The sequence below is a fragment of the Paraburkholderia sp. JPY465 genome (assembly GCF_050436725.1).
GTDB classification, from domain to species: Bacteria; Pseudomonadota; Gammaproteobacteria; order Burkholderiales; family Burkholderiaceae; genus Paraburkholderia; species Paraburkholderia youngii.
On the sequence record NZ_JBNDMT010000007.1, the window covers coordinates 225,588 to 245,712 of the forward strand.

Sequence of the window (20,125 nt, forward strand, 5' to 3'; positions counted from 1 at the left end):
CGCAGTATGCCGAGCGCGGATGCTCTACATACAGAAGAGCATCCGAGCCGGCGAGAACCACAGGCAGTTGCTGTCTCTCGAATTGAGAACAGCGGTCAGAAACAGTCGCAGTCCGCGCGGATGCGCGCCCCGAGCACTCCGACAAGATGGCCCCGATGTTGGTTAGTCATATTGTCCATACTCGCTCTTCTTTGCGTCCTAGCGGCTGAATTCACGGTTGCAAATCGCAACTGCAATCACGCGGCGCATAAGAGTGAGGGCGAAGCGCCGAAAACGAGCGAACCCACATTACAAGCGCCAGCGCCTGCTGTCGAGAGCTACGGCAAATTGAAAGGTTCTGTTGCAGTAAGGGTGTCGGGACGAGAAATGTCGATATGATAAGTATTGATTATGACACAAGAGAGTAAAACTGCTGGGAAGCAGACGACGGGTCTTTGCCCGCACATTTCATCTGTCCTTTCCTGATCATGTGCATTACCTCGATGCCGCCGAGAATGACCCTCGCACGGTGGAAGTTCTTGAATCCCAGCATCGGCCGGGTCCGGCGTTTGATAGCCCGATGGTCCTGTTCGACAATGTTGTTCAGGTACTTGATCTGACGGACCTTGATCGGCGTCTCGCAATCGGCATTCACTGCATCCAGTGCGGCCAGATTGGAGCCGCTTTTGTCGATGGTCACGGTCTCTGGCGTACCATTATGGGCGATCGCCTTTTCAAAGAACCGCCGGGCAGCGACCTTGTCCCGCCTGGCCCTGAGCAGGAATTCGACCGTGTCGCCAGCCTTGTCCACTGCCCGGTAAAGATATTTCCACTCGCCTTTGATGTTGATATAGCTCTCGTCCATTCGCCAGCTTTTCCCAACCGGACGCTTGTGCTTGCGCAAGCTCCTTTCGAAGAGCGGCAGCAGCTTGATGACCCAGCGGTACACCGTCGAATGATCTACCGCGATACCACGCTCGCCCATCATTTCCGCAAGATTGCGCAAACTCAGCGAATAGGCCACGTACCATCGCACGCACAGCAAAATCACTTCAAGCGGGTAGTGAAGGCGCTTCAGGACCTTGGCCAGGCCCGGCGCGAGTGTGGTTCGCGGTGTCTTTGTCTTCTTCATCGCACAGCTCAAAAATTCGCTACCCAATTTTAACGTGGGCCTTACTGCAACGGAACCGTTTGGTCTGCTAAAATCTGCACCGACTCGAGACCTGATTATCGGGATTCTTCTGGAGACGTATCACTTCGTGCGGTTGAGCACACGACACATTGGGGCCGCCATCAACTCTGCCGAGGATGATTTTGCCGCTGGACTACTAAGTCGTTATCTCACTGAGGAATATTCTCACTATTCGCTCATAGCGACATGTTTACGGAAACTCGGCCTTGCGGAAGAGCATATCGTCACTGCGCATCCACTCATTGGTACGGCGTCGCTCGTGAGCATGTTTTCAGATGTCGCGCGTAGTTCCACCCTCGGCTATCTTTGCTGTCTGAACCTCATCGAAATGCGGTCGGAAGACGTTGCCGAAGCGGAGGACGCATGGGTCGACATTGCTCGCAAAGCCAATTTGCCGCCTGATACATTTTCTGGATTGCTGCTGCATATGCAGACAGACGTCAATTCAGGCCAATATGCACGATATTAAGCACTCTTTCGATCAATATCATGACCAAATTGTTCAATATTACTCGGACGTTTCAAACTACATTCCACGGTTAAAGGTAGACTACTTTTCGTTTTGAAGTGGTGCCGATAGGAGCGTTCACGGGCTTCGTCCGCCTTCGGTTTTCGGGCAGCATGATCCCCCTCAACATTGCGGTCGGAATAACGTCCGTGAAATAGTGCACCTGATAACTGCCGTTGACCGGTTGCCAACCCCAACAGCCGAGAAAAGTCGTCAAGGTAAGCCGCTGCGGGGCGACTAAGGCAACGCTGAACAAGCCGTTGTATTCATCGATTCGGGCGCAAACGGAGGCAGATTCATCGTGAGTGAAGCTTTCCGGCTGCATTTCCTGCCCACCAGGGCGTTGCGCACGGGCCTGCGGCCCGCTTTTCGCCCATTGCGGGCGTACCTGTGCCATCAATCGCCTGCGCGAGAGATAGACGTTGGTCAACGCGAGCGCGACGAAGGCGCGATTGGCGTTCTTCGCCAGACCGCGATAGCGCACCTTCGTGAAGCCCCACAGGCGCTTGACAACAGCAAACACGTGCTCAACCCGAGCGCGGATCTTCGACTTGTTGCGATTCTTGCCGCGCGCTACCTCGTCAACTTCGCCCGCACGGCGCGTACGCTGATTGGTGAAGTCGCGTGCCTTGGGGGCCTTGCCGCGGATCAGCGCTTTCTGGCTCGCAACAGATTGCGGGTTTCGGCCTCTTGCAACTCACGGATTTTTCGCGACATTCATGAGCGGGCGAAATGGGCGGGACCGTTGCGAAAAATGATGGCTATAAAATCATACGACGACGTATTATCATTAGGAATGCGAACGTAATGGACGTTGCATTGCATGGCACGGTGAACCGACCATGGAGCCGTAGGTCCTGCGATGATTTTCAGCAATAGTGCCGAAGGTTGATCATCGTATAAGCGAGCGTCTTGAACGCGTAGTGCACCTCGCTGATGCGTTCGAAGCGCAGCAACAGACGGCGAAACTTGTCTTCCAGGCGAAGACGCGCTCGAAGGTTCTGAAGCGCTCCTCGGAGATGGCCGGATCAAAGCGCCGCTTGCGACCGCGTTTAGGCGTTTTGCGCCCACGCGGGTTCTCGGGAATGTTGGGCGCCATGCCACGATTGAAGATCGCGCGTCGGTTGGCACGACAGTCGTAGACGCCATCCAGACTGACGATTGCGCCTTGCAGGTCTGCGCCGATGGCGCGGGCCATTGCAGTGAGTTTCGGCAGCGCCTCGCGCAGCAGGGGCGATTCGTTGCGGTTACCTGGGGCACTGACGAAGGGCGCGATGACGTTGCAGTGGCGATCGCAGAATGGCACCACCTTGTCACCCTTCAGATGTTTGTGGCCGCTGTAGCCGAGGTTGTCACCGCCTTTCTTGGCGGCCGTCGTGGTGCCATCGCCGTGAACAACCGTTAGATCAAGCAGGCTGTCGTCACGAAGCCTGCTTACCGAGCCAGCAAAGATGGCATCGATGCAACCCTCGGCCTGCCAGCGACGAAACGATCGATAGATACGCGTATAGTGAATTTCGGGGAGACCTTTTGCATTCCTCTCGATAGGCAACATCTTCCATTGACAGCCCATGTACAGCACCTGCAAGATGTAGTTGAAGGTCTTGTGCAAGGGTCAGTGAGGCCGTGGTCCGCGCCGACCCGTGCTCAGATGCGGCAAGACAAATTCTTCGAACTGCGCCTGGCTGAATTTCACGGGAATTACCTGCCAGCGTGGGTTTCCGGTCATGCGCTGCGTCCAGAAATCTGGACGTTATAGCTGATCTCGCGACCTGATCGGAAATCCAGTCCTCAGCGGCTCGCACGCAAATTCGATGGCATTGAAAAACTAGCAACCAGTTGCATGAAATCCAGCATTGGCGCGGCCCCAGACAAATCGGGCTGCCCGGAAAGACTAGCAACCAGTTGGCAATTTGCGCACCCTATCAACCTGGACAGGGGCCAGCACGGGAACCATGAAGTAAGCTCAATTCGTTCGGATAACAGATTGTTCGTTTGGTCGATGCACTCTCGCTCCGACGACCGGTGATCGGGCGTCGATTGACAAGACCGTGTGCCTGCAAAGCGTAACCGGTCTTTCATTCCGAACAGGAAAGTTACAACAAGATTTTGCTTACACGTTGGCGTCGGCCGCCTTACGGGCAGCGGTTGCATTGCCCACCACCCCGCGTTGTGTGGCGAGACGAGGGCTGAAGAACGCCGCACGATACCAAGGAGATCCCATGTCCACCCCCCTGTCTGCAGTCGAATTCAAGGAAGCCGAGTTTGCGAGGTTGTCCGTCAGTCCCACCTCGGAGTGGGCAAACCTCGGCGGGCAGTTTCGCGGCTTGCCCACACCCGTCTACGGCATTGTCACGTTATCGAGATGGTCGGGTAAGATCGCATGATGAAAAATGCAAAATCGCTGTACCGCGGTCATCGCTTTCCCGCATCGGTCATCAGTTGCGCGGTGCGTTGGTATTTCAGGTTCCATCTCAGCCTGCGCGATATCGAAGAGCTGCTGTTCGAGCGCGGGGTTATCGTCAGCTACGAAACGGTACGACGCTGGTGCGATAAGTTCGGCGCGTGCTTCGCACACCGTGTGAAAGCGTCGCGTCGCAAGCCCGGCACCACATGGCACCTTGACGAAGTATTTGTGACGTTGCGCGGTGAGCCGTACCTGTTGTGGCGCGCCGTCGAACAACACGGTGCCGAACTCGATATCCTGCTACAGAAGCACCGCGACAAGGCAGCAGCGAAGCGGTTTTTCGAGCGCGTGCTTGCCGCGTGCTCTGAGGCACCGCGCAAGATCGTTACTGACCAGCTGCGCAGCTATCGGGCGGCGAAAGCCGAGATTCCCGCACTGGCTTGCGTCAAGCACGTCTTTGTCAAAGCCAGCGCGCGGGTCAATAACCGGGCTGAAAACAGTCATCAGCCGACCCGCGAACGCGAGCGACGCATGCGTGGCTTTCGCGATCCAGAGCGCACGCAGGCTTTCCTATCGAGCTTCGGTCCGATCGGGCAGCACTTCGCGCTGAAGCGACACCTGCTACGCGCCTCGCTCTATCGCAAACAGCTTGCCACACGCATCGCCGCCTGGCATCGCTTCACAGAGATCACCCAAGTTCCGCCGGTTTTCTGAGCAAGCGCGTTGCCCCCCACTATTACGTCGCGAGCAAATTAACGTGACAGTGCCGTCCCGACATTTAAAAATGGCCTTGACAACGCATGCGCCGATTCAGGGAAAATAATTGCACATGCCATTAAATAGATCTTGAACCGCGCAAACGTTGTACTAAATTATCAAGTGCGGACGAATATCTACCAATGAATCATCCGCACAACGGATGAAAGGAAATAAACCCACGTTCTCATTTCATTCCGGATTTCACTGTAAATCATCCAGCCCGATTGTTCGAATCAGATCGGATGCCCTTTCATTTTTTAAACGGTGATCGATATGGCAAATTCACATCAGCCAACGGTTCATGAAGTGAAAAACGCCGAACCGGCCAAGAACGTGTTCGACGGCCACAAGGTGGATCTCTACATCAATACGGGCACGCTCGGCGGCAAGCACTACCTTGTCACCGTCAACAAGCCCGACGGCACGCCGACGCTGATCGCGATCCACCTGTAATCGCCGCGGCACAGGTTCCGCCAGTTGCGGGGCGAGCCGCGCGCCCGCCCCGTGCGCCCACTTCGGGAGCCTCATCATGGAACAGATCGAATCGCCCGCAGCCCGCCCGCGGCTGGTGGCGCCCGTGACGCTGCGGCAGGTCGACGCGCCGCCCGACAGCCCGTACGCCGCCGTCGCGCTGGCCCGCACGCTCGACCAGTTCGACGGCCGCCACGATCTCGACGAGATCGCGCGCGATGAGCCCGCGTTGCCGCGCGCGCTGCTCGACGAGCTGGTCGGCACGCTCGACGAGGCCGGCCTGATCGACGACGACGCGCCGGTCGCGAGCCGCGCGGGCTCGGAAGTGATTCTCGAGATCGAGGATCTCGTCGAGCAGTACTGCGAAGAGACGCTCTACCGCAATCCGTTCTGGCGCGCGTGCCTCGACACACGCTCGCCGGGCGACCTGCCCGAGCGGCTCGCGATCGGCATGGTGATCGAGAACTGGCACTTCCTGTTCCGCGAAAGCTATTTCGATGCGCCCGTGCTGTCCTACGTGCCGAGCACGCCGGTGCGACTGACGCTCAACCGTTTCTTCTCCGAAGAGTACGGACACGACGAAATCCTGCTGCGCGCGCTGAATTTCGCAGGGCTGAGCCGCGCCGACATGCTCGATGCGATCCCACTGCCAGAGACGATGGGGCTGTGTAACGCGCTCGCGTACTGGTCGCACAGCGATCCACTGTTCTTCTTCACGACGCTTGGCTTGCTCGAAGGCCAGGGCATGCAGCACGACAGCTTCATCCAGGCGTGCGAGCGCGCGCAACTGCCCGACGGGCTCGTCGGCCCGCTCAAGACGCACGCGAACATCAACCTCAACGCCGCGCACGGTAGCCTGACACGCGCGATTTTCCAGGACGTCCCTGTGCTCGATGCCGTCACCGTCGCGCGCGTGAAGGCCCAGCTACGGCTGTTCGTCGAGCTCTACGACGACTTCTACACGGCCGTCTGGCACTACTACACTTCCGACGCGCCACTGCTGCGGCGTGTGTCCGACCTGTGAGGCGACCACCATGGACAGCTCGCTAGCAGCTCCCGCGATGCCGAAATTCCGCGGCATCGTCACCTCGCAGCTCACGGATAGCGACGCCGTGCTGAGCGCCGGCGGCCGGCAATGCGCGTTCCGCTTCGCGCCGGACGAGGCGACCGACGTCGCGCGCCTGATCGGCGACCTGCACGTGGGCGGCCTGACGCCCGAGGAACTGGCCACGCGCTCGCCCCGCATCGCCGACAAGATTCCACCGCTGCTCGCCGATTTCAACGTACTGCGCCTGCTGATCGAATCCGATCCGCGCCGCGCCGCGGTGGCGACGAGCGGCGCGCAGCTCTACCGCGACATCCGCCGGATCGCAGACCGCACCGCCGCGCGCAGCGCGCGCTCGGCATTCCTGCGCGCGCTGGTCGAACAGCGCGCGACGCGCCGTCAGTTGATCGGCTATGCGCTCGAGTATTACTGGATCGTGCGCGCGGCGCCGGGGCTGATCGGCCCCGCGCTCGGCTGGGCCGCCAGTCCCGCGGAGCGCACGCTGCTGCAGGACTTCCTGAAATCGGAGCTCGGCCACGACCGGTTTCTCGAGGGGTCGCTGAAGGCCGCAGGGCTCGGCGATGCCGAGATCGAGCAGCACCAGCCGCTGCCCGCGACTTTCTCGCTCGCGGCCGCGCTCGGCGTGCACGCGCGCCAGCATCCGCTGTCGTTCAAGGCGAACCTGTTTCTGTTCGAGCGCGCGCAACCTGCATTCATCGACAAGTTCGACGCGCGCTGCGTCGCCCTCGGCATGCCCGAAGCGTTCTACCGGCCGCTGCGCGCACACGCGGACCTGAACGACACCTACCGGCACGAGGACATCTCGCGGCAGTTGATGGCGCTCGACACCGCGATCGACCCCGAAGCCTGCACGGTCACGAAACGCAACGTCTCGCTGATGGTCGAGACGCTGGTGCGCCAGGAACACACCATCCTCGCCTACTACGCAGACGACAGCGCGCCGCTGCCGCGCATCTTCCACTGAGGGTCGCCATGGATCTCTGGACATTTCAGCGTTATCAGTCGCCGCGCCTCGTCATCGACGCGATTCACCACGAGCCCGGCTCGGCGCTCGTCAGCATGCGCGCGGGCGCGCACGAATACCGGCTGGCGTTCGACGCCAGCGACGCCGCGGACCAGATCGCCGCGGAGCTCCACAGCCTGACCGACACGGCGTCGCCGCTGTGGTGGACGCTGCGCGAAAGCGAACCCGACTCCGGCTGGCACGCGCTCGGCACGTTTCTCGACACGCATTCGCTGATTGGCGAGGCCGACGACACGGCCGCCGATGCGCTCGCCGCGCAGGCCGCGCGGATCGACTCGTGCATCGCGCAAACGGTCGTCGCCAGCCTGGCCACGCTCGACTCCGCGCGGCGCGACGCGATCGCGCGCGACGCTGCGATGCTGCGGCTGCACCTCGACCGGCCCGCCTCCGCGCGCACGCTGTTCGACGCGCACGACGATCCGTTCGACGCGCAGGTCGAACCCAACTTCCATCTCGCGTTGCTGCGCATCGAGTTCGAATACTTCCGCCGCGCGGCACCGCTCACGCTGGCAGCCGTCGACTTGATGCTCGACGCGTTTTCCGGCGCGCCCCGCGCAAGCGCCGCGCACGATGCGCGGTTCGACACGGCCGGCCTGTACGATGAGCACGACCTGATGTCGCATCTGTGGCTCGTCGCGTCGAGCCTCGTCGCCGCGAGCGGCGACGAGGCGCAGCGGCTGCCGTGCGCGGACCTGCCGGCCGTGTCGCTGTCGAGTGGGCTCGAGTTCATGCGCCAGACCGAACTGATCACGCGCGAAACGCTGAACCGCTGGGGAGAGAATCCATACGTGAGCGCGGTCGACGCGCTGAACGGCGGCTATTCGCCGCTCGTCGCCGGCCCGTTTATCGAGCAGTACCACGTGACGCGGCGCTTCGTCGAGATCATCGCGCCGCTGCTGAGCATGCGGCTCAGCATCCCGCTGCGCTCGATGATGTTCCGCTACTACGGCGAGGAATACGGCCACGAGGCGCTCGAAAGCACGACCTGCGAGGCGCTCGGCGTCGCGCCCCCGCATGCTCGCGAAGATCGTGCCGCTGCCGCTGCACTTCGCGTTCGTCGACGCGCTCACGCTGCTCGCCGATGTCGATCCGGTGTCATCATTCGCCGCGATCATGGTCGTCGAGGGCATCTTCGGCGAGCCGCCGAAGATGTCGCTGCGCCTGATGGCCGCGGTCAAGGACAACGAGGCGTTCCACAGCGTGTCCGGCGACCACGAGGAACTGAACGAATCGCTGAACCACAACAGCATCTCGCGCGACACGTTCGAGCAGATCGCCGCGATCGATCCCGCGCGCCAAGCAATCGCGATGCGCCGCATCCTGTTCCTGCTCGAACTCAACCACCGCGCCTGGAGCGGCATCGCCGGCTTTTACGGCGCGCAGCCCACGCTCGCGCTGCACGGCCCGTACGGCCGGCTGCTCAACCCGCGCGGCTGACGGCGCCGCGCCAGCTCGCACGCAGAAGGAGAGCCCCTTGGACGCACACTGCGACTACATCGTTATCGGCTCCGGCTCGGCGGGTAGCATCGTCGCCGCGCGGCTCGCCGCCAACCCGTCGATCAAGGTGCTCCTGCTCGAGGCCGGGCCGCTCGCGTCGCATTACCCGCCGATCCGCGACCCGAACCAGATCAACTGCCTGTATCGCATCGACGCGATTCACTGGGGCTACAAAAGCGTGCCTCAGACGCGCATGAACGACCGCGTGATGGACGTCTGGCGGGCGAAGGTAACGGGCGGCTGCACCGCGCACAACGACATGGTTTACGTGCGCGGCGCGCCCGCCGACTTCGACCAGTGGGCGCGCCAGTACGGCTGCGCGGGCTGGCGCTACCACGACGTAGCGCCGCACTTCGAGCAGGTCGAAAGCATGCTGCAACCGACCACCACGACACGCAACGCTTTCGGCCAGGCGTTCGTGAGCGCGAGCGAGCAGCTCGGCCACCGCTACAACCCGAACTACAACGACGGGCGCCCGATGGCCGGCGTGTCGCCGTTGCGCTCGACGATCGACACGCGCTTCCAGCGCGTGACTAGCTACCAGCGCTACGTCGAGCCGCTGCTCGCGCGGCAGTCGAACCTGACGTTGGCCGCCGAATCGCTCGTTGAACGGATCGAGTTCAACGGCACGCGGCGCGCCGCCGCGGTGCACTACATCCGTGGCGGCGCGCGCGTGCGTGCGGCCGCCGACCGGGAAATCCTGCTGTGCGCGGGCGCGATCAACTCACCGCAGATCCTGATGCGCTCGGGCGTCGGCGACGCCACGCAGTTGCGGCAGCTCGGCATCCCCGTGCAGATGGACCTGCCGGGCGTGGGCGCAAACCTGATGGACGCGCTGATCTTCCAGGGCATCTGGACGTCGCGGCAGCCGATTCTCGACCAGCCCGTCAACGAGGGCTACGCGATCGTCTGGGCCAACGCGAATGCCGACGGCCAGCCGGCCAATGCGGCCGAGATGATGCGCGGACGCTATACGTGCGGCCAGTCCGAGCAAGAACTGCGCAGTTTTTATTCGGTGACGGGCGACATGATGCGGCTACAAAGCCGGGGCCGCGTCGCGCTCCGCTCGGCCGATGCGACCACCGCGCCGCTGATCGACATGAACTTCCTGTCGGCGCCGGGCGACTTCGAGCAATGCGTGCAGGGCTTCGAGCTGATGCGCGCGCTCGGCAACGCGCCGGGGCTGTCGGCCTGGCGCGGCGAAGAGCAGACACCCGGCCCGTCGGTACGCACGCCCGCCGAGATCCGCAACTGGATCTTGAGCAATGCGGGCTCGCTCAGCCACCCCGTCGGCACGTGCCGGATGGGCACCGGCAACGATGCGGTGGTCGATCCGCAGTTGCGCGTTCACGGGGTCGAGGGGCTGCGGGTCATCGACGTGTCAATCATGCCGCGCATTACGTCCGGGCACACGCAGGGGCCAGCGCTGATGATCGGCGAGAAAGGCGCCGCGCTGGTGCTCGCGCACGCGTGACAGCGCGCGCGGCTCGTAACGCATGCGTCTGCGCGGGGCTCATCGCGAGGAACGGCGCGACGCGGCGCCGATCGTCTCGGCCCATCGATCGTCGTGCGACGAGGAACACGATCCCGTCCGCGCGTTGCGGCGGGGGAATTTTCTGAGAACGTTTTGCGTTCGTCGGGCTGGCTCCAAAGTGGTAGGGGTGTTGTGCGTGGCCGGGGCGTTGTCACGTTAAGGTATACGAGACGCAAGAGCGCACGGGACGTACATTTGCTCAGAAATTGGACGGATTCTGGGTGAGCCCAGTGAAGCGATGCCACCCGGCAAAGCGTGCGGCGTCACGATGCTGCCTGACAGCGACATCGTTCAACCCTGACGAAGAAGCCGAAAATGAATTGTTCAGGACCGGCTACTGAGGATGGGAGTTGGCAGCGTTCTCGTCGTTTGCGGCAATCACGCAAACACTCGCGCGAGTACATCGAGGTATGCCAACGACAGACCGAGAGAACCAAATCCATGAGCGCGACCACTGCGGTGCAGACTGACCAGCCACTTCCGCTTGTTCGGTTTATCACGCGAGTCTACGCACAGTTAGTGCTGGCCGCTTTCGCTCTTGTTCCGTCCTATCTGATCGCCTATCTGCATTTATTTCAGAACCCGACACTCAAGTTCGAGAACCATCCGTTCCACGAATTTGCAATTGCAGCAGCGACGCTTGAGGCCCTTTTTGTCACATACGTGGCATGGCAGTGTTATCGGTCCTCCGGAGAGCCGCTGCTGCGATGGATGACACTGGCTTTCCTGGGATTTGTACTGATCTACGCCTTGCATGGAGCATTCACCGGGCTCGCACATGACAACATTTGGCTATTCCTGTTGTACGGACCGGCGTCGCGCCTGACGATGTCAATCCTGCTGCTAGTCGGGCTTCTGTCGTATCACCGGCCGCCTGACCCAGCCGACCGCCGCGCCGGAGCCCGGTACTGGCTAAGCTGGGCCGCAATCTTCCTCGTCGTGGACGTTTTGGTCGCGCTTCTGGCGCATTCTACGGTTGCTGGGATAGTCCTGCTTCGGTTCACGGAGGCTACGGCACTCATTCTGTCAACGCTGAACGTCGCCATCTTGATGCTGAGTCGGCCTCGGTCGCCGTTGATGTTGGTGTACGGTATCTCCATCACGTCGTTCGCGCTGTCGTCGGTCGCTTTCCTCCTTGGTCGCCCATGGAATCACATGTGGTGGCTTGCTCATGTCATTTTCGCCAGCGGCTTCTTTCTTCTCAGCTATGGCGTGGCGTATGCCTTTTTGACAACACGCTCATTTGCGACGATCTATAGTCGCGAGGAACTGAACGCACGGCTCGCCCATGCGATGGCCCGCACCGAAAGCGCTCTGCAGGAGCTGCAGCGTACCAACCGGAAACTTGAGCATCTGGCGGCGACCGACCCGCTAACAGGGGCCGCCAACCGGCGTCATTTCATTGAGCGTTTAGAAGCAGAGGTCGCTCGCGCAAAGAGTGACGGTGCCCCGTTCTCACTCCTGGCGCTCGACCTCGACAATTTTAAGTGGGTGAACGACGCTTACGGGCATCAGGTCGGCGACACAGTCCTGCAGGGATTCGTGCAAGCATGCCTCGACGCGATCCGGCCGTACGACGGCGTAGCACGCGTGGGTGGTGAAGAGTTCATGGTGCTGTTGACCCGTACGTCGCTGGATGCCGCACTTGCAGTTGGCGAGCGCATTCGCGCGGCAATTGCAAGCACGACGTTCGCCGGTGAGGTCGGACGCAAGGTGTCGATAACAGTCAGTATCGGTATATCGCAGTTCGGTAGGGATGGCAGTACGATTGACGCACTGCTTCGGGCAGCCGACCAGCGGCTCTACCACGCCAAGCGTCAGGGTCGCAACCGGGTGGCGGCTGTATAGCGACGAAAGCCCGCCGATGTGTGCAAGCGCTCTTTCACTGTCGCGCAGTCGCGTATCTGCAGGACGAGCCAGGCAGCGAGCTTGGGATACCGCTCGAGCAGCAAGGAAAGCGCACCGACAGCACCGCCCCGTTCACTACGCAAGGTGACGGGCAGCAGGCGTGTATATTCCGTCACGCGGACATGAACGACAAGAGCAGGAAAGCCGTATATCCGCCCATCGGCATGTAACGAGAGGGTTCTGATAATCATATAGCCGGCCCCACGCCGTTGTGGTGAAGCGGCGGGCGTAGAGTTGAGGTTGCGAGACCCACTTGACGCACAGGAGGCCGGCATGGACAAGTTTAGCGGAATCGACCTGCACTCGAATAACAGCGTGGTTGTGGTCAGCGACGAAACTGACCGTGTTCTCTACCAGCGGAGGTTACCGAACGATCCCGTCCAGATTCGCGCAGCACTGGCACCCCACCGTGCAGATCTCGTGGGAGTGGTTATTGAAGCAACCTTCAACTGGTACTGGCTTGTGGATGAGTTGATGAGCGACGGCTACCGGGTGCATCCGGCCAACCCTGCAGCGATCCGGCAGTATGATGGCCTGAAATACAGCGGTGACTTCACCGATGCGATCCATCTCGCGCAACTGCTTCGTCTCGGGCTTTTGCCCGAAGGGTACATCTATCCGGTGGAGCAACGTCCGCTGCGCGACCTTGCGCGCAAACGGATGCAACTGGTTCAGGGTTCTGGTGCAGTAACGGTGTCGGGACGAGAAATGTCGATATGATAAGTATTGCTTATGACACAAGGGAGTAAAACTGCTGGGAAGCAGACGACGGGTCTTTGCCCGCACATTTCATCTGTCCTTTCCTGATCATGTGCATTACCTCGATGCCGCCGAGAATGACCCTCGCACGGTGGAAGTTCTTGAATCCCAGCATCGGCCGGATCCGGCGTTTGATAGCCCGATGGTCCTGTTCGACAATGTTGTTCAGGTACTTGATCTGACGGACCTTGATCGGCGTCTCGCAATCGGCATTCACTGCATCCAGTGCGGCCAGATTGGAGCCGCTTTTGTCGATGGTCACGGTCTCTGGCGTACCATTATGGGCGATCGCCTTTTCAAAGAACCGCCGGGCAGCGACCTTGTCCCGCCTGGCCATGAGCAGGAATTCGACCGTGTCGCCCGCCTTGTCCACTGCCCTAAAGATATTTCCACTCGCCTTTGATCTTGATATAGCTCTCGTCCATTCGCCAGCTTTCCCCAACCGGACGCTTGTGCTGGCGGAAGCTCCTTCCGAAGAGCGGCATCAGTTTGATGACCCAGCGGTACACCGTCGAATGATCCACCGCGATACCACGCTCGTCCATCATTTCCGCAAGATTGCGCAAACTCAGCGAATAGGCCACGTACCATCGCACGCACAGCAAAATCACTTCAAGCGGGTAGTGAAGGCGCTTCAGGACCTTGGCCAGGCCCGGCGCGAGTGTGGTTCGCGGTGTCTTCGTCTTCCTCATCGCACAGCTCAAAAATTCGCTACCCAATTTTAACGTGGGCCTTACTGCAACAGAACCCTTTCGTCCGCGACTTGATGTTGCGGTGGTCCTGCTCGACCAGTTTATTGGGATATGTCGAGGATCGGACCTTCGGGTCCTCAGGCAGCAAGCCATCGGCCTTCATCTCGCGCACGGCGCGGTGCGAGGCCGCCTAGCCGTCAAGCGTGGTGGTCTTCGGTGTATGGCCTTGATGTTTGATAGCCTTCCTGAAAAAGGCTTTCGCCGCCTCCCGTCCCGCTTTGCACGGAGCATGAAGTCAACCGTCTGACCCACCCGATCCTCTGCCCGATAAAGATAGACCTACTTGCCGCGCAGCCTGAGATAGGCTATTTGCACCAGCACCGCTGGCTGGGCCGGTGTTCGTTTTCCCGGCGCCTCGCAGCACCTTGCCTTTGACGAACACCGGCGCACGATCGAAGACCGGCCTGCGCAATGCGCCCGTCTCGAAACAGCCTCCCGCGTAGCGATAATCTCCTGACGCTTCTTAGAACCCGTTTCCCGATTTCTTTATTGCGACACAACCGCTCTGAGCCCTCTATCATTCTGATTTCCAGCACCGCTTGTCCAGAGCCCGACATTGCCAACATCCGTGGGCGCAATTGTAAGAAGTGTGTCACACCACCCGCTGTCAACCCGGCTCCATTGGCGGAACCTTATTTGCATGCACCCGCAACGTTCCGACCTGCGTCTACCTCTTGAACTTGTTCACCGGATTTCTCAGTGCTGTCCGCTCCCGCTGTTCAATTGGCCGGTGACACTTCTACTCTGGCACATGGATGCTGTTATAGGTGGGCGCATCCATCATGCATTGCTTACCGCTCAGAATCACAAGGCTCGAGTCATCACAGCCGATTGAGTTGGAGGGCGGGTGGGCCCGAAGCGCCTTGATGATCGATACACCTATCTTGGCATTGGCACAACCATTGCATATGCTCCTCGAAGATCACCAGAAATGGAATCAGGGGATGATTAAACAGCAAACCATACCTAATGAATCGCAGGCAAAGCCTCTGGGAACGATAGTCGATGGCTGCGTCGTCACCGCACCGGCGGCCGATGTTTTTTCATCCCCGGCCAACACGGCTGAGCCGTCTGCGCCTGCATCAGGCGCAGCCACGACGTCGTCCTCCGGCTACGATCGGCCTCCCAAGCCGATCCTCGACGTGATGCTCGCGCCATCGCTCCGGGTGCCATTCCTTAGCCCGACTGGCACCCGGATGCTGCTCGTATCGTGGCAGAAATGTTTTTCCATCGCACGGATGGCAAGGCCATTCCTGCGCCTCGCCGGCGTGCGTGTGGACCCCGGCAACCACGGCCGTCGCGGCATGGCCGGCGGCGGCATCAGGGAGCTCGTACTCGCGCAGGTGCCCAGCGGTGCAACGCGCCCCGTGGTGCTGCCGGAAAACGGTTGCGCGGGATACCCGCGATGGAGCGCCGATAGCAGGTATTTCGCCTTCGAAAACGTGACGGCGAATTCGGTCGATCTGTGGATCGGTGATGGCGACACTGGCGAGGTGCGTCAGGTGTCGGGCGTGCGACTGAATCCGATGTTGGGGAGTGAGCTCCGTTGGATGCCGGATCAGCGCACGCTGCTGGTAAAGCTCGTTCCCGCGCACCTTGGCCCGCCGCCTGCCACACCGAGCGCGCCGGCAGGGCCGATCATCCAGGAATCGGACGGCCGGTCGGGCGAAAGCAGCACCTACGAGGCACGCGATACGCTCAAGGACGCACACGATGTTGCGCTCTTCGACTACTACGCCACATCCCAACTCGCAGTCGTCCGTATTCGCGATATGAGCGTCGCGCTGGTTGGCTCGCCCGGTCGCTACTATGGGGTCCATCCAGCACCGGATGGACAGCATCTGCTGGTGTCGACGATACAGAAGCCGTACTCGTACCTTACGACTGTTGCGCGCTTCCCACGCGACATTGCCGTGTGGGACATTTCGGACCAAGCCCATGTCGTTGCGCATAAAATCGCATCGCGTCCTCTGATGGAGCGCGTACCGATTCACGGTGTGCCAACCGGACCGCGCCAATTTTCGTGGCGCACCACCGAACCGGCGACCCTTGTTTGGGCAGAAGCTCTAGACGGAGGCGACTGGAACGTCAATGCTCCGCAGCGCGACCGGCTCATGACGTCGACGGCGCCGTTTGACCAGCCGCCGCGAGAAGTGATGCGACTCGCGCAGCGATACTGCGGCATCGACTGGACGGCGCAGTCGGATCTGGCATTGCTGGCCGAATACGACCGCAATCGCCAATGGTGGAGCGCCTACCTCATCAACTTCGACGCGCGCATTCCCGCGCCGCGCCTGCTGTGGGATATGTCGTCTCACGAACAGTATGCAGATCCTGGAAACCCGGTAATGCGCACGCTGCCGAATGGCTTTTCGGTCATCCGTAAGGAGGGCGATTCAATCTTTCTCGCGGGTGCCGGCGCGTCGCCGCATGGCGACCGGCCGTTTCTCGACCGGCTCGACCTTGCGACGTTCAAAACGCAGCGACTGTTTCGCAGCGATAGGTCGAGTCTGGAGTCCTTCTTCGCGTTCACCGAAGATGACAGCCGCTCGTTCCTCACTTCGCATCAGTCGCCGACTGATCCGCCCAACGTCTACGTGCGCAGACTCCGTGCGGCAATCGACGCGCCGCCAGGCGAGGCAACGTTCACGTCGTCAAGTGCGGCGGTTACGCACACCACGGACCCGACGCCCGCCGTCCGGCAGATCAGGAAGCGCCTGGTGAGATACCAGCGGGCGGACGGGGTGGAGCTGTCTTTTACGCTCTATACGCCGCCCGGCTACCAGGAAGGCACGCGCATACCAGCGATCCTGTATGCGTATCCTCGTGACTATGCCGACGAATCGAAGGCCGGCCAGACCAGCGGCTCGCAGGAGACCTTCACGCAGCTCAGCAGGCACCGCCTGCTGCTGCTGGCCGGCTACGCAATTATCGACAACGCATCATTCCCGATCATTGGCGACCCGAAGCGGGCGTACGACACCTACATTGAGCAGATCGTCGCCGACGCACAGGCCGCGGTGGACGAGGCGGTTCGACTCGGCGTCGCAGACCCGAACCGCATTGGCGTAACCGGCCACAGCCACGGCGCACTGATGACCGCGAACCTGCTCGCGCATTCAAACCTGTTTCGTGCGGGCGTCGCGACGAGCGGTGCGTACAACAAGACGCTCACTCCACGTGGGTTTCAGAATGAACGGCGCACCGTCTGGCAAGCGCAAGACGTCTACCTCAAGACGTCGCCGTTCTTCTATGCAGACAGATTAAAGGCTCCACTGCTGATCGTGCACGGCGCCGACGACCCGAACCCTGGAACGACGCCGCAGCAGGCCAGCCTCCTTTACGAGGCGATCCGCGGTAACGGCGGTATTACCCGACTCGTGATGCTGCCGCATGAGACACACGGGTACGCCGCGTGCGAATCGAATGAACAACTGGTTTATGAGATGCTGCGGTGGTTCGACCGCTACCTGAAGAGCGCACCGCCGGGCAACGCAACGCATTGTCGCGTTGCTGCCTGAGTCCGGTAGGGCCCTGTCAACTTGGCTGACTTCGTCGATGACGATCCACAACGCACGGGGGCTCAGAAGCCAGTCGACGGAGCTTGGATGACGTTGGTAAATTCGCGCCACGCGAAAAACCGGGCCCCGAGGTGTTTGCGATAGAGAGAAGCGCAGCAAAAGTCGTTCCAGTGCAAAGTGCTGCCGGATCGGACTGAAGCTCGACAGGAAGGCCCGGGGCACGAAAGCCTCGCATGCGCCGCTCCCTTGTGGGCTGATGGCTATTTTCAGCCCGGTGTTGACACGGGCCGCCGCCTTGACGAACACATGCTTCACGTTCTGCCGTTCCCGGATGTTTGCTTTCGCCGCCGGATAGCTGTGCAATTGATCGGTGACGATCTTGCGGGACACCGGCGTCGAATGCAGCACCCGGTTGAAGCACAAGCGTCCGGTTGGGAAAAGCTGGCGAATGGACGAGAGCTATATCAAGATCAAAGGCGAGTGGAAATATCTTTACCGGGCAGTGGACAAGGCTGGCGACACGGTCGAATTCCTGCTCAGGGCCAGGCGGGACAAGGTCGCTGCCCGGCGGTTCTTTGAAAAGGCGATCGCCCATAATGGTACGCCAACTGGTTGCTAGTTTTTCAATGCCATCGAATTTGCGTGCGAGCCGCTGAGGACTGGATTTCCGATCAGGTCGCGAGATCAGCTATAGCGTCCAGATTTCTGGACGCAGCGCATGACCGGAAACCCACGCTGGCAGGTAATTCCCGTGAAATTGAGCCAGGCGCAGTTCGAAGAATTTGTCTTGCCGCATCTGAGCACGGGTCGGCGCGGACCACGGCCTACACTGACCTTGCACAAGACCTTCAACTACATCTTGCAGGTGCTGTACATGGGCTGTCAATGGAAGATGTTGCCTATCGAGAGGAATGCAAAAGGTCTCCCCGAAATTCACTATACGCGTATCTGAGCCGCCCCGGGTTTTCCGGAGACCGTTTTGCTTGCGTCATGCCACAGTGACAGACTCAGCGAGATTTGCATAGTAAGCGGCTTCTGCCTCGGCAGGTGGAATGTTGCCGATGGGGCCGAAGAGCCGGCGATGGTCGAACCAGTCCACCCATTCGAGCGTCGCCATTTCGACGGCCTGCAGATTGCGCCACGGCCCGAGGCGATGGATCACCTCGGCCTTGTACAAGCCGTTGATCGTTTCAGCCAGTGCGTTATCGTAGGAGTCGCCCACGCTGCCCACTGACGGCTCGATGTCAGCCTCAACCAGTCGATCCGTGTAGCGGATCGATACGTATTGGGCGCCGCGGTCGCTGTGATGGATCGACCCGTCCTGCTGCGCCGGCTGTCGTTCGTACAGAGCTATTGTCGAATCTGGTGTACAGCGGGAGCGGCGGGAATTTGAGAAGGCGGTGGCGGTCTAGCGAGAATGTTGCTTGTCAAAGGCACAACCAGCGAACCCGAGAAGGCCGGACCCGACCACCATGAAGAAGATTACGCAAGAAGCGAACAGCAGTAAAGCGCAAACGAAAAGCGTGCTAGATGAGCTGATCCAGCAAGGCGCGCGGCAGATCATTCAGCAGGCAGTCGAGGTGGAACCGGCGACCATGCTCGAACAGTACAGCAACGTGAAGTCGATCGACGGCCGGCGTGCCGTGGTGCGCAACGGCTACCTGCCCGAGCGCGAGGTCGTCACAGCGATCGGTCCGGTGACGGTTCAGGTGCCGAAGGTGCGGGATCGTTCGGGCTGGGGCATCCGGTTCAATTCGACGATCGTGCCGCCGTACGTGCGCAAGTCCGCGCGCGTGTCGGCAGCACTGCCGTGGCTGTACCTGCGAGGCATCTCGACGGGCGACATGAGCGAAGCCATGGGCATCATGCTGGGCGGCCAGGTCAGCGGCATGTCGCCGAACGTCGTGAGCCGGCTGAAGGCCCAATGGGCCGATGAGCATGAGCAGTGGAATCGGCGTGAGCTGTCGTCGGCGCGCTGGGTCTACTGGTGGGCCGACGGCATTCACACCGGTGTGCGCAGCGACGATTCCGACGGCCAGTGCCTGCTGGTGATCATTGGCGTCAAACCGGACGGGACGAAGGAACGTGTGGCCATCGGTGACGGCTACCGGGAATCGAAGGCATCGTGGAGCGAACTGCTGCTCGATCTGAAGAAGCGCGGCCTGCCGTCGGGGCCACTGCTGGCCTGCGGCGATGGCGCGATGGGATTCTGGGCCGCGATGGAGGAAGTGTTCCCGCAGACGAAGCATCAGCGCTGCTGGTTTCACAAGATGGGTAACGTGCTCAATGCGCTGCCGAAATCGCAGCAGGCTCGAGGCAAGAAGGCGATGCAGGACATCTGGATGGCGGCCACGCGCGCTGATGCACTGGCCGCATTCAATCACTTCGTCGACGCGTACTCGGCAAAGTACCCGAAGGTCGCCGAAAAGCTGACGGAAGATCGTGACGAGCTGCTCGCGTTTTACGATTTCCCGGCTGAACACTGGCAGCATCTGCGCACCACGAACCCGATTGAATCGACCTTTGCGACGGTGCGCCATCGCACGAAACGCACGCGCAACTGTGTATCGCGCGCGACGTTCCTCGGGCTGGCGTTCAAGCTGATCGAGTCGGCCGAAGAATCGTGGCGGCGCATCCGCGCCCCGGAAAAGCTCACTTCGATGCTTGACGGGATGACGTTCAAGGATGGAGAACCGGTGACCGACAGCACACCGGCTCAGCAATCGATAGCCGCCTGATTACGCCGAG

16 protein-coding genes and 7 pseudogenes are annotated in these 20,125 nt (G+C 60.9%); 15 read left to right on the forward strand and 8 right to left on the reverse strand.

Translation table 11 applies throughout. From position 1 onward, the window contains the following. Positions 1 to 388 precede the first annotated feature (388 nt). Entirely contained in the window at positions 389 to 1,111 is a 723-nt protein-coding gene (locus tag QFZ94_RS41620; protein WP_429463850.1) for an IS6 family transposase, read from the reverse strand. On the opposite strand from QFZ94_RS41620, the gene QFZ94_RS41625 reads away from it, so the two are divergent. Then, positions 1,083 to 1,640: a hypothetical protein gene (locus QFZ94_RS41625; RefSeq protein WP_429463852.1), complete on the forward strand. Its 558-nt coding sequence runs from the start codon at positions 1,083 to 1,085 to the stop codon at positions 1,638 to 1,640. The two genes, QFZ94_RS41620 and QFZ94_RS41625, sit on opposite strands and share 29 nt — an antisense overlap. A gap of 433 nt (positions 1,641 to 2,073) precedes the next feature. Here QFZ94_RS41625 and QFZ94_RS41630 read toward each other — a convergent pair. Both QFZ94_RS41630 and QFZ94_RS41635 read right to left on the reverse strand, forming a co-directional pair. After that, positions 2,074 to 2,346: pseudogene (locus QFZ94_RS41630) on the reverse strand (transposase); the annotation flags it as partial. A gap of 225 nt (positions 2,347 to 2,571) precedes the next feature. Then, the gene (locus QFZ94_RS41635) at positions 2,572 to 3,291 is read right to left on the reverse strand and encodes a transposase (protein ID WP_429463854.1); all 720 of its coding nucleotides are present in this window, start codon (positions 3,289 to 3,291) and stop codon (positions 2,572 to 2,574) included. Positions 3,292 to 3,901: 610 nt separating this feature from the next. Here QFZ94_RS41635 and QFZ94_RS41640 point away from each other — a divergent pair. The 5 genes from QFZ94_RS41640 to QFZ94_RS41660 all read left to right on the forward strand — a co-directional run bounded on the left by QFZ94_RS41640 (position 3,902) and on the right by QFZ94_RS41660 (position 7,346). Then, positions 3,902 to 4,066, forward strand: a complete 165-nt coding sequence (locus tag QFZ94_RS41640) for a hypothetical protein (RefSeq protein WP_018432837.1) — start codon at positions 3,902 to 3,904, stop codon at positions 4,064 to 4,066. After that, the gene (locus QFZ94_RS41645) at positions 4,066 to 4,800 is read left to right on the forward strand and encodes an IS6 family transposase (RefSeq protein WP_429463856.1); all 735 of its coding nucleotides are present in this window, start codon (positions 4,066 to 4,068) and stop codon (positions 4,798 to 4,800) included. Before QFZ94_RS41640 ends, QFZ94_RS41645 begins: the two co-directional genes overlap by 1 nt. A gap of 318 nt (positions 4,801 to 5,118) precedes the next feature. Continuing rightward, positions 5,119 to 5,298 carry a hypothetical protein gene (locus QFZ94_RS41650; RefSeq protein ID WP_018437908.1) on the forward strand — a complete coding sequence of 60 codons (180 nt, stop codon included), beginning with the start codon at positions 5,119 to 5,121 and terminating at the stop codon, positions 5,296 to 5,298. A 76-nt stretch (positions 5,299 to 5,374) separates the two neighbouring features. Further along, complete coding sequence (locus QFZ94_RS41655; RefSeq protein ID WP_429463858.1) at positions 5,375 to 6,340, forward strand: iron-containing redox enzyme family protein; 966 nt, start codon at positions 5,375 to 5,377, stop codon at positions 6,338 to 6,340. Positions 6,341 to 6,350: 10 nt separating this feature from the next. After that, positions 6,351 to 7,346, forward strand: a complete 996-nt coding sequence (locus QFZ94_RS41660; protein WP_429463860.1) for a hypothetical protein — start codon at positions 6,351 to 6,353, stop codon at positions 7,344 to 7,346. On the opposite strand, the gene QFZ94_RS41665 is transcribed toward QFZ94_RS41660, so the two are convergent. Beyond that, a complete protein-coding gene (locus tag QFZ94_RS41665; protein ID WP_429463862.1) occupies positions 7,304 to 8,422 on the reverse strand; it encodes a hypothetical protein in 1,119 nt (372 codons plus the stop codon). The two genes, QFZ94_RS41660 and QFZ94_RS41665, sit on opposite strands and share 43 nt — an antisense overlap. Between QFZ94_RS41665 and QFZ94_RS41670 the strand changes: the two genes are divergently transcribed. From QFZ94_RS41670 to QFZ94_RS41685, 4 genes and pseudogenes are all read left to right on the forward strand, one after another. Then, complete coding sequence (locus tag QFZ94_RS41670) at positions 8,421 to 8,843, forward strand: hypothetical protein (RefSeq protein ID WP_429463864.1); 423 nt, start codon at positions 8,421 to 8,423, stop codon at positions 8,841 to 8,843. The genes QFZ94_RS41665 and QFZ94_RS41670 overlap by 2 nt on opposite strands. A 37-nt stretch (positions 8,844 to 8,880) precedes the next feature. Next, positions 8,881 to 10,377: a GMC family oxidoreductase gene (locus QFZ94_RS41675; RefSeq protein WP_429463866.1), complete on the forward strand. Its 1,497-nt coding sequence runs from the start codon at positions 8,881 to 8,883 to the stop codon at positions 10,375 to 10,377. 501 nt (positions 10,378 to 10,878) lie between these two features. Next, a complete protein-coding gene (locus tag QFZ94_RS41680) occupies positions 10,879 to 12,285 on the forward strand; it encodes a GGDEF domain-containing protein (RefSeq protein WP_410852979.1) in 1,407 nt (468 codons plus the stop codon). A 333-nt stretch (positions 12,286 to 12,618) separates the two neighbouring features. Next, positions 12,619 to 13,020, forward strand: a pseudogene (locus QFZ94_RS41685) (IS110 family transposase); the annotation flags it as partial. A gap of 55 nt (positions 13,021 to 13,075) precedes the next feature. Here QFZ94_RS41685 and QFZ94_RS41690 read toward each other — a convergent pair. Next, a protein-coding gene (locus tag QFZ94_RS41690; protein WP_429463868.1) for an IS6 family transposase occupies positions 13,076 to 13,796 on the reverse strand; the annotation gives its coding sequence in 2 pieces (ribosomal slippage) (positions 13,076 to 13,484 and positions 13,483 to 13,796; 723 coding nt in all). 64 nt (positions 13,797 to 13,860) lie between these two features. Beyond that, a pseudogene (locus QFZ94_RS41695) lies at positions 13,861 to 14,153 on the reverse strand (DDE-type integrase/transposase/recombinase); the annotation flags it as partial. Between the two features lie 24 nt (positions 14,154 to 14,177). Between QFZ94_RS41695 and QFZ94_RS41700 the strand changes: the two are divergent. Together QFZ94_RS41700 and QFZ94_RS41705 are read left to right on the forward strand one after the other, a co-directional pair. Continuing rightward, a pseudogene (locus QFZ94_RS41700) lies at positions 14,178 to 14,304 on the forward strand (IS110 family transposase); the annotation flags it as partial. 418 nt (positions 14,305 to 14,722) lie between these two features. Continuing rightward, a complete protein-coding gene (locus QFZ94_RS41705) occupies positions 14,723 to 17,377 on the forward strand; it encodes a prolyl oligopeptidase family serine peptidase (protein ID WP_429463870.1) in 2,655 nt (884 codons plus the stop codon). Positions 17,378 to 17,439: 62 nt separating this feature from the next. Here QFZ94_RS41705 and QFZ94_RS41710 read toward each other — a convergent pair. Then, positions 17,440 to 17,794: pseudogene (locus QFZ94_RS41710) on the reverse strand (IS6 family transposase); the annotation flags it as partial. On the opposite strand from QFZ94_RS41710, the pseudogene QFZ94_RS41715 reads away from it, so the two are divergent. Both QFZ94_RS41715 and QFZ94_RS41720 read left to right on the forward strand, forming a co-directional pair. After that, a pseudogene (locus QFZ94_RS41715) lies at positions 17,793 to 17,984 on the forward strand (DDE-type integrase/transposase/recombinase); the annotation flags it as partial. The pseudogenes QFZ94_RS41710 and QFZ94_RS41715 sit on opposite strands and share 2 nt — an antisense overlap. A gap of 111 nt (positions 17,985 to 18,095) precedes the next feature. Next, positions 18,096 to 18,329, forward strand: coding sequence for a hypothetical protein (locus QFZ94_RS41720; protein ID WP_429463872.1), 234 nt, complete (start codon positions 18,096 to 18,098; stop codon positions 18,327 to 18,329). A 36-nt stretch (positions 18,330 to 18,365) separates the two neighbouring features. Here QFZ94_RS41720 and QFZ94_RS41725 read toward each other — a convergent pair. Next, positions 18,366 to 18,728: pseudogene (locus QFZ94_RS41725) on the reverse strand (integrase core domain-containing protein); the annotation flags it as partial. A 121-nt stretch (positions 18,729 to 18,849) separates the two neighbouring features. Between QFZ94_RS41725 and QFZ94_RS41730 the strand changes: the two are divergent. Further along, positions 18,850 to 20,115, forward strand: a complete 1,266-nt coding sequence (locus QFZ94_RS41730; RefSeq protein ID WP_429463785.1) for an IS256 family transposase — start codon at positions 18,850 to 18,852, stop codon at positions 20,113 to 20,115. Positions 20,116 to 20,125: the final 10 nt, after the last annotated feature.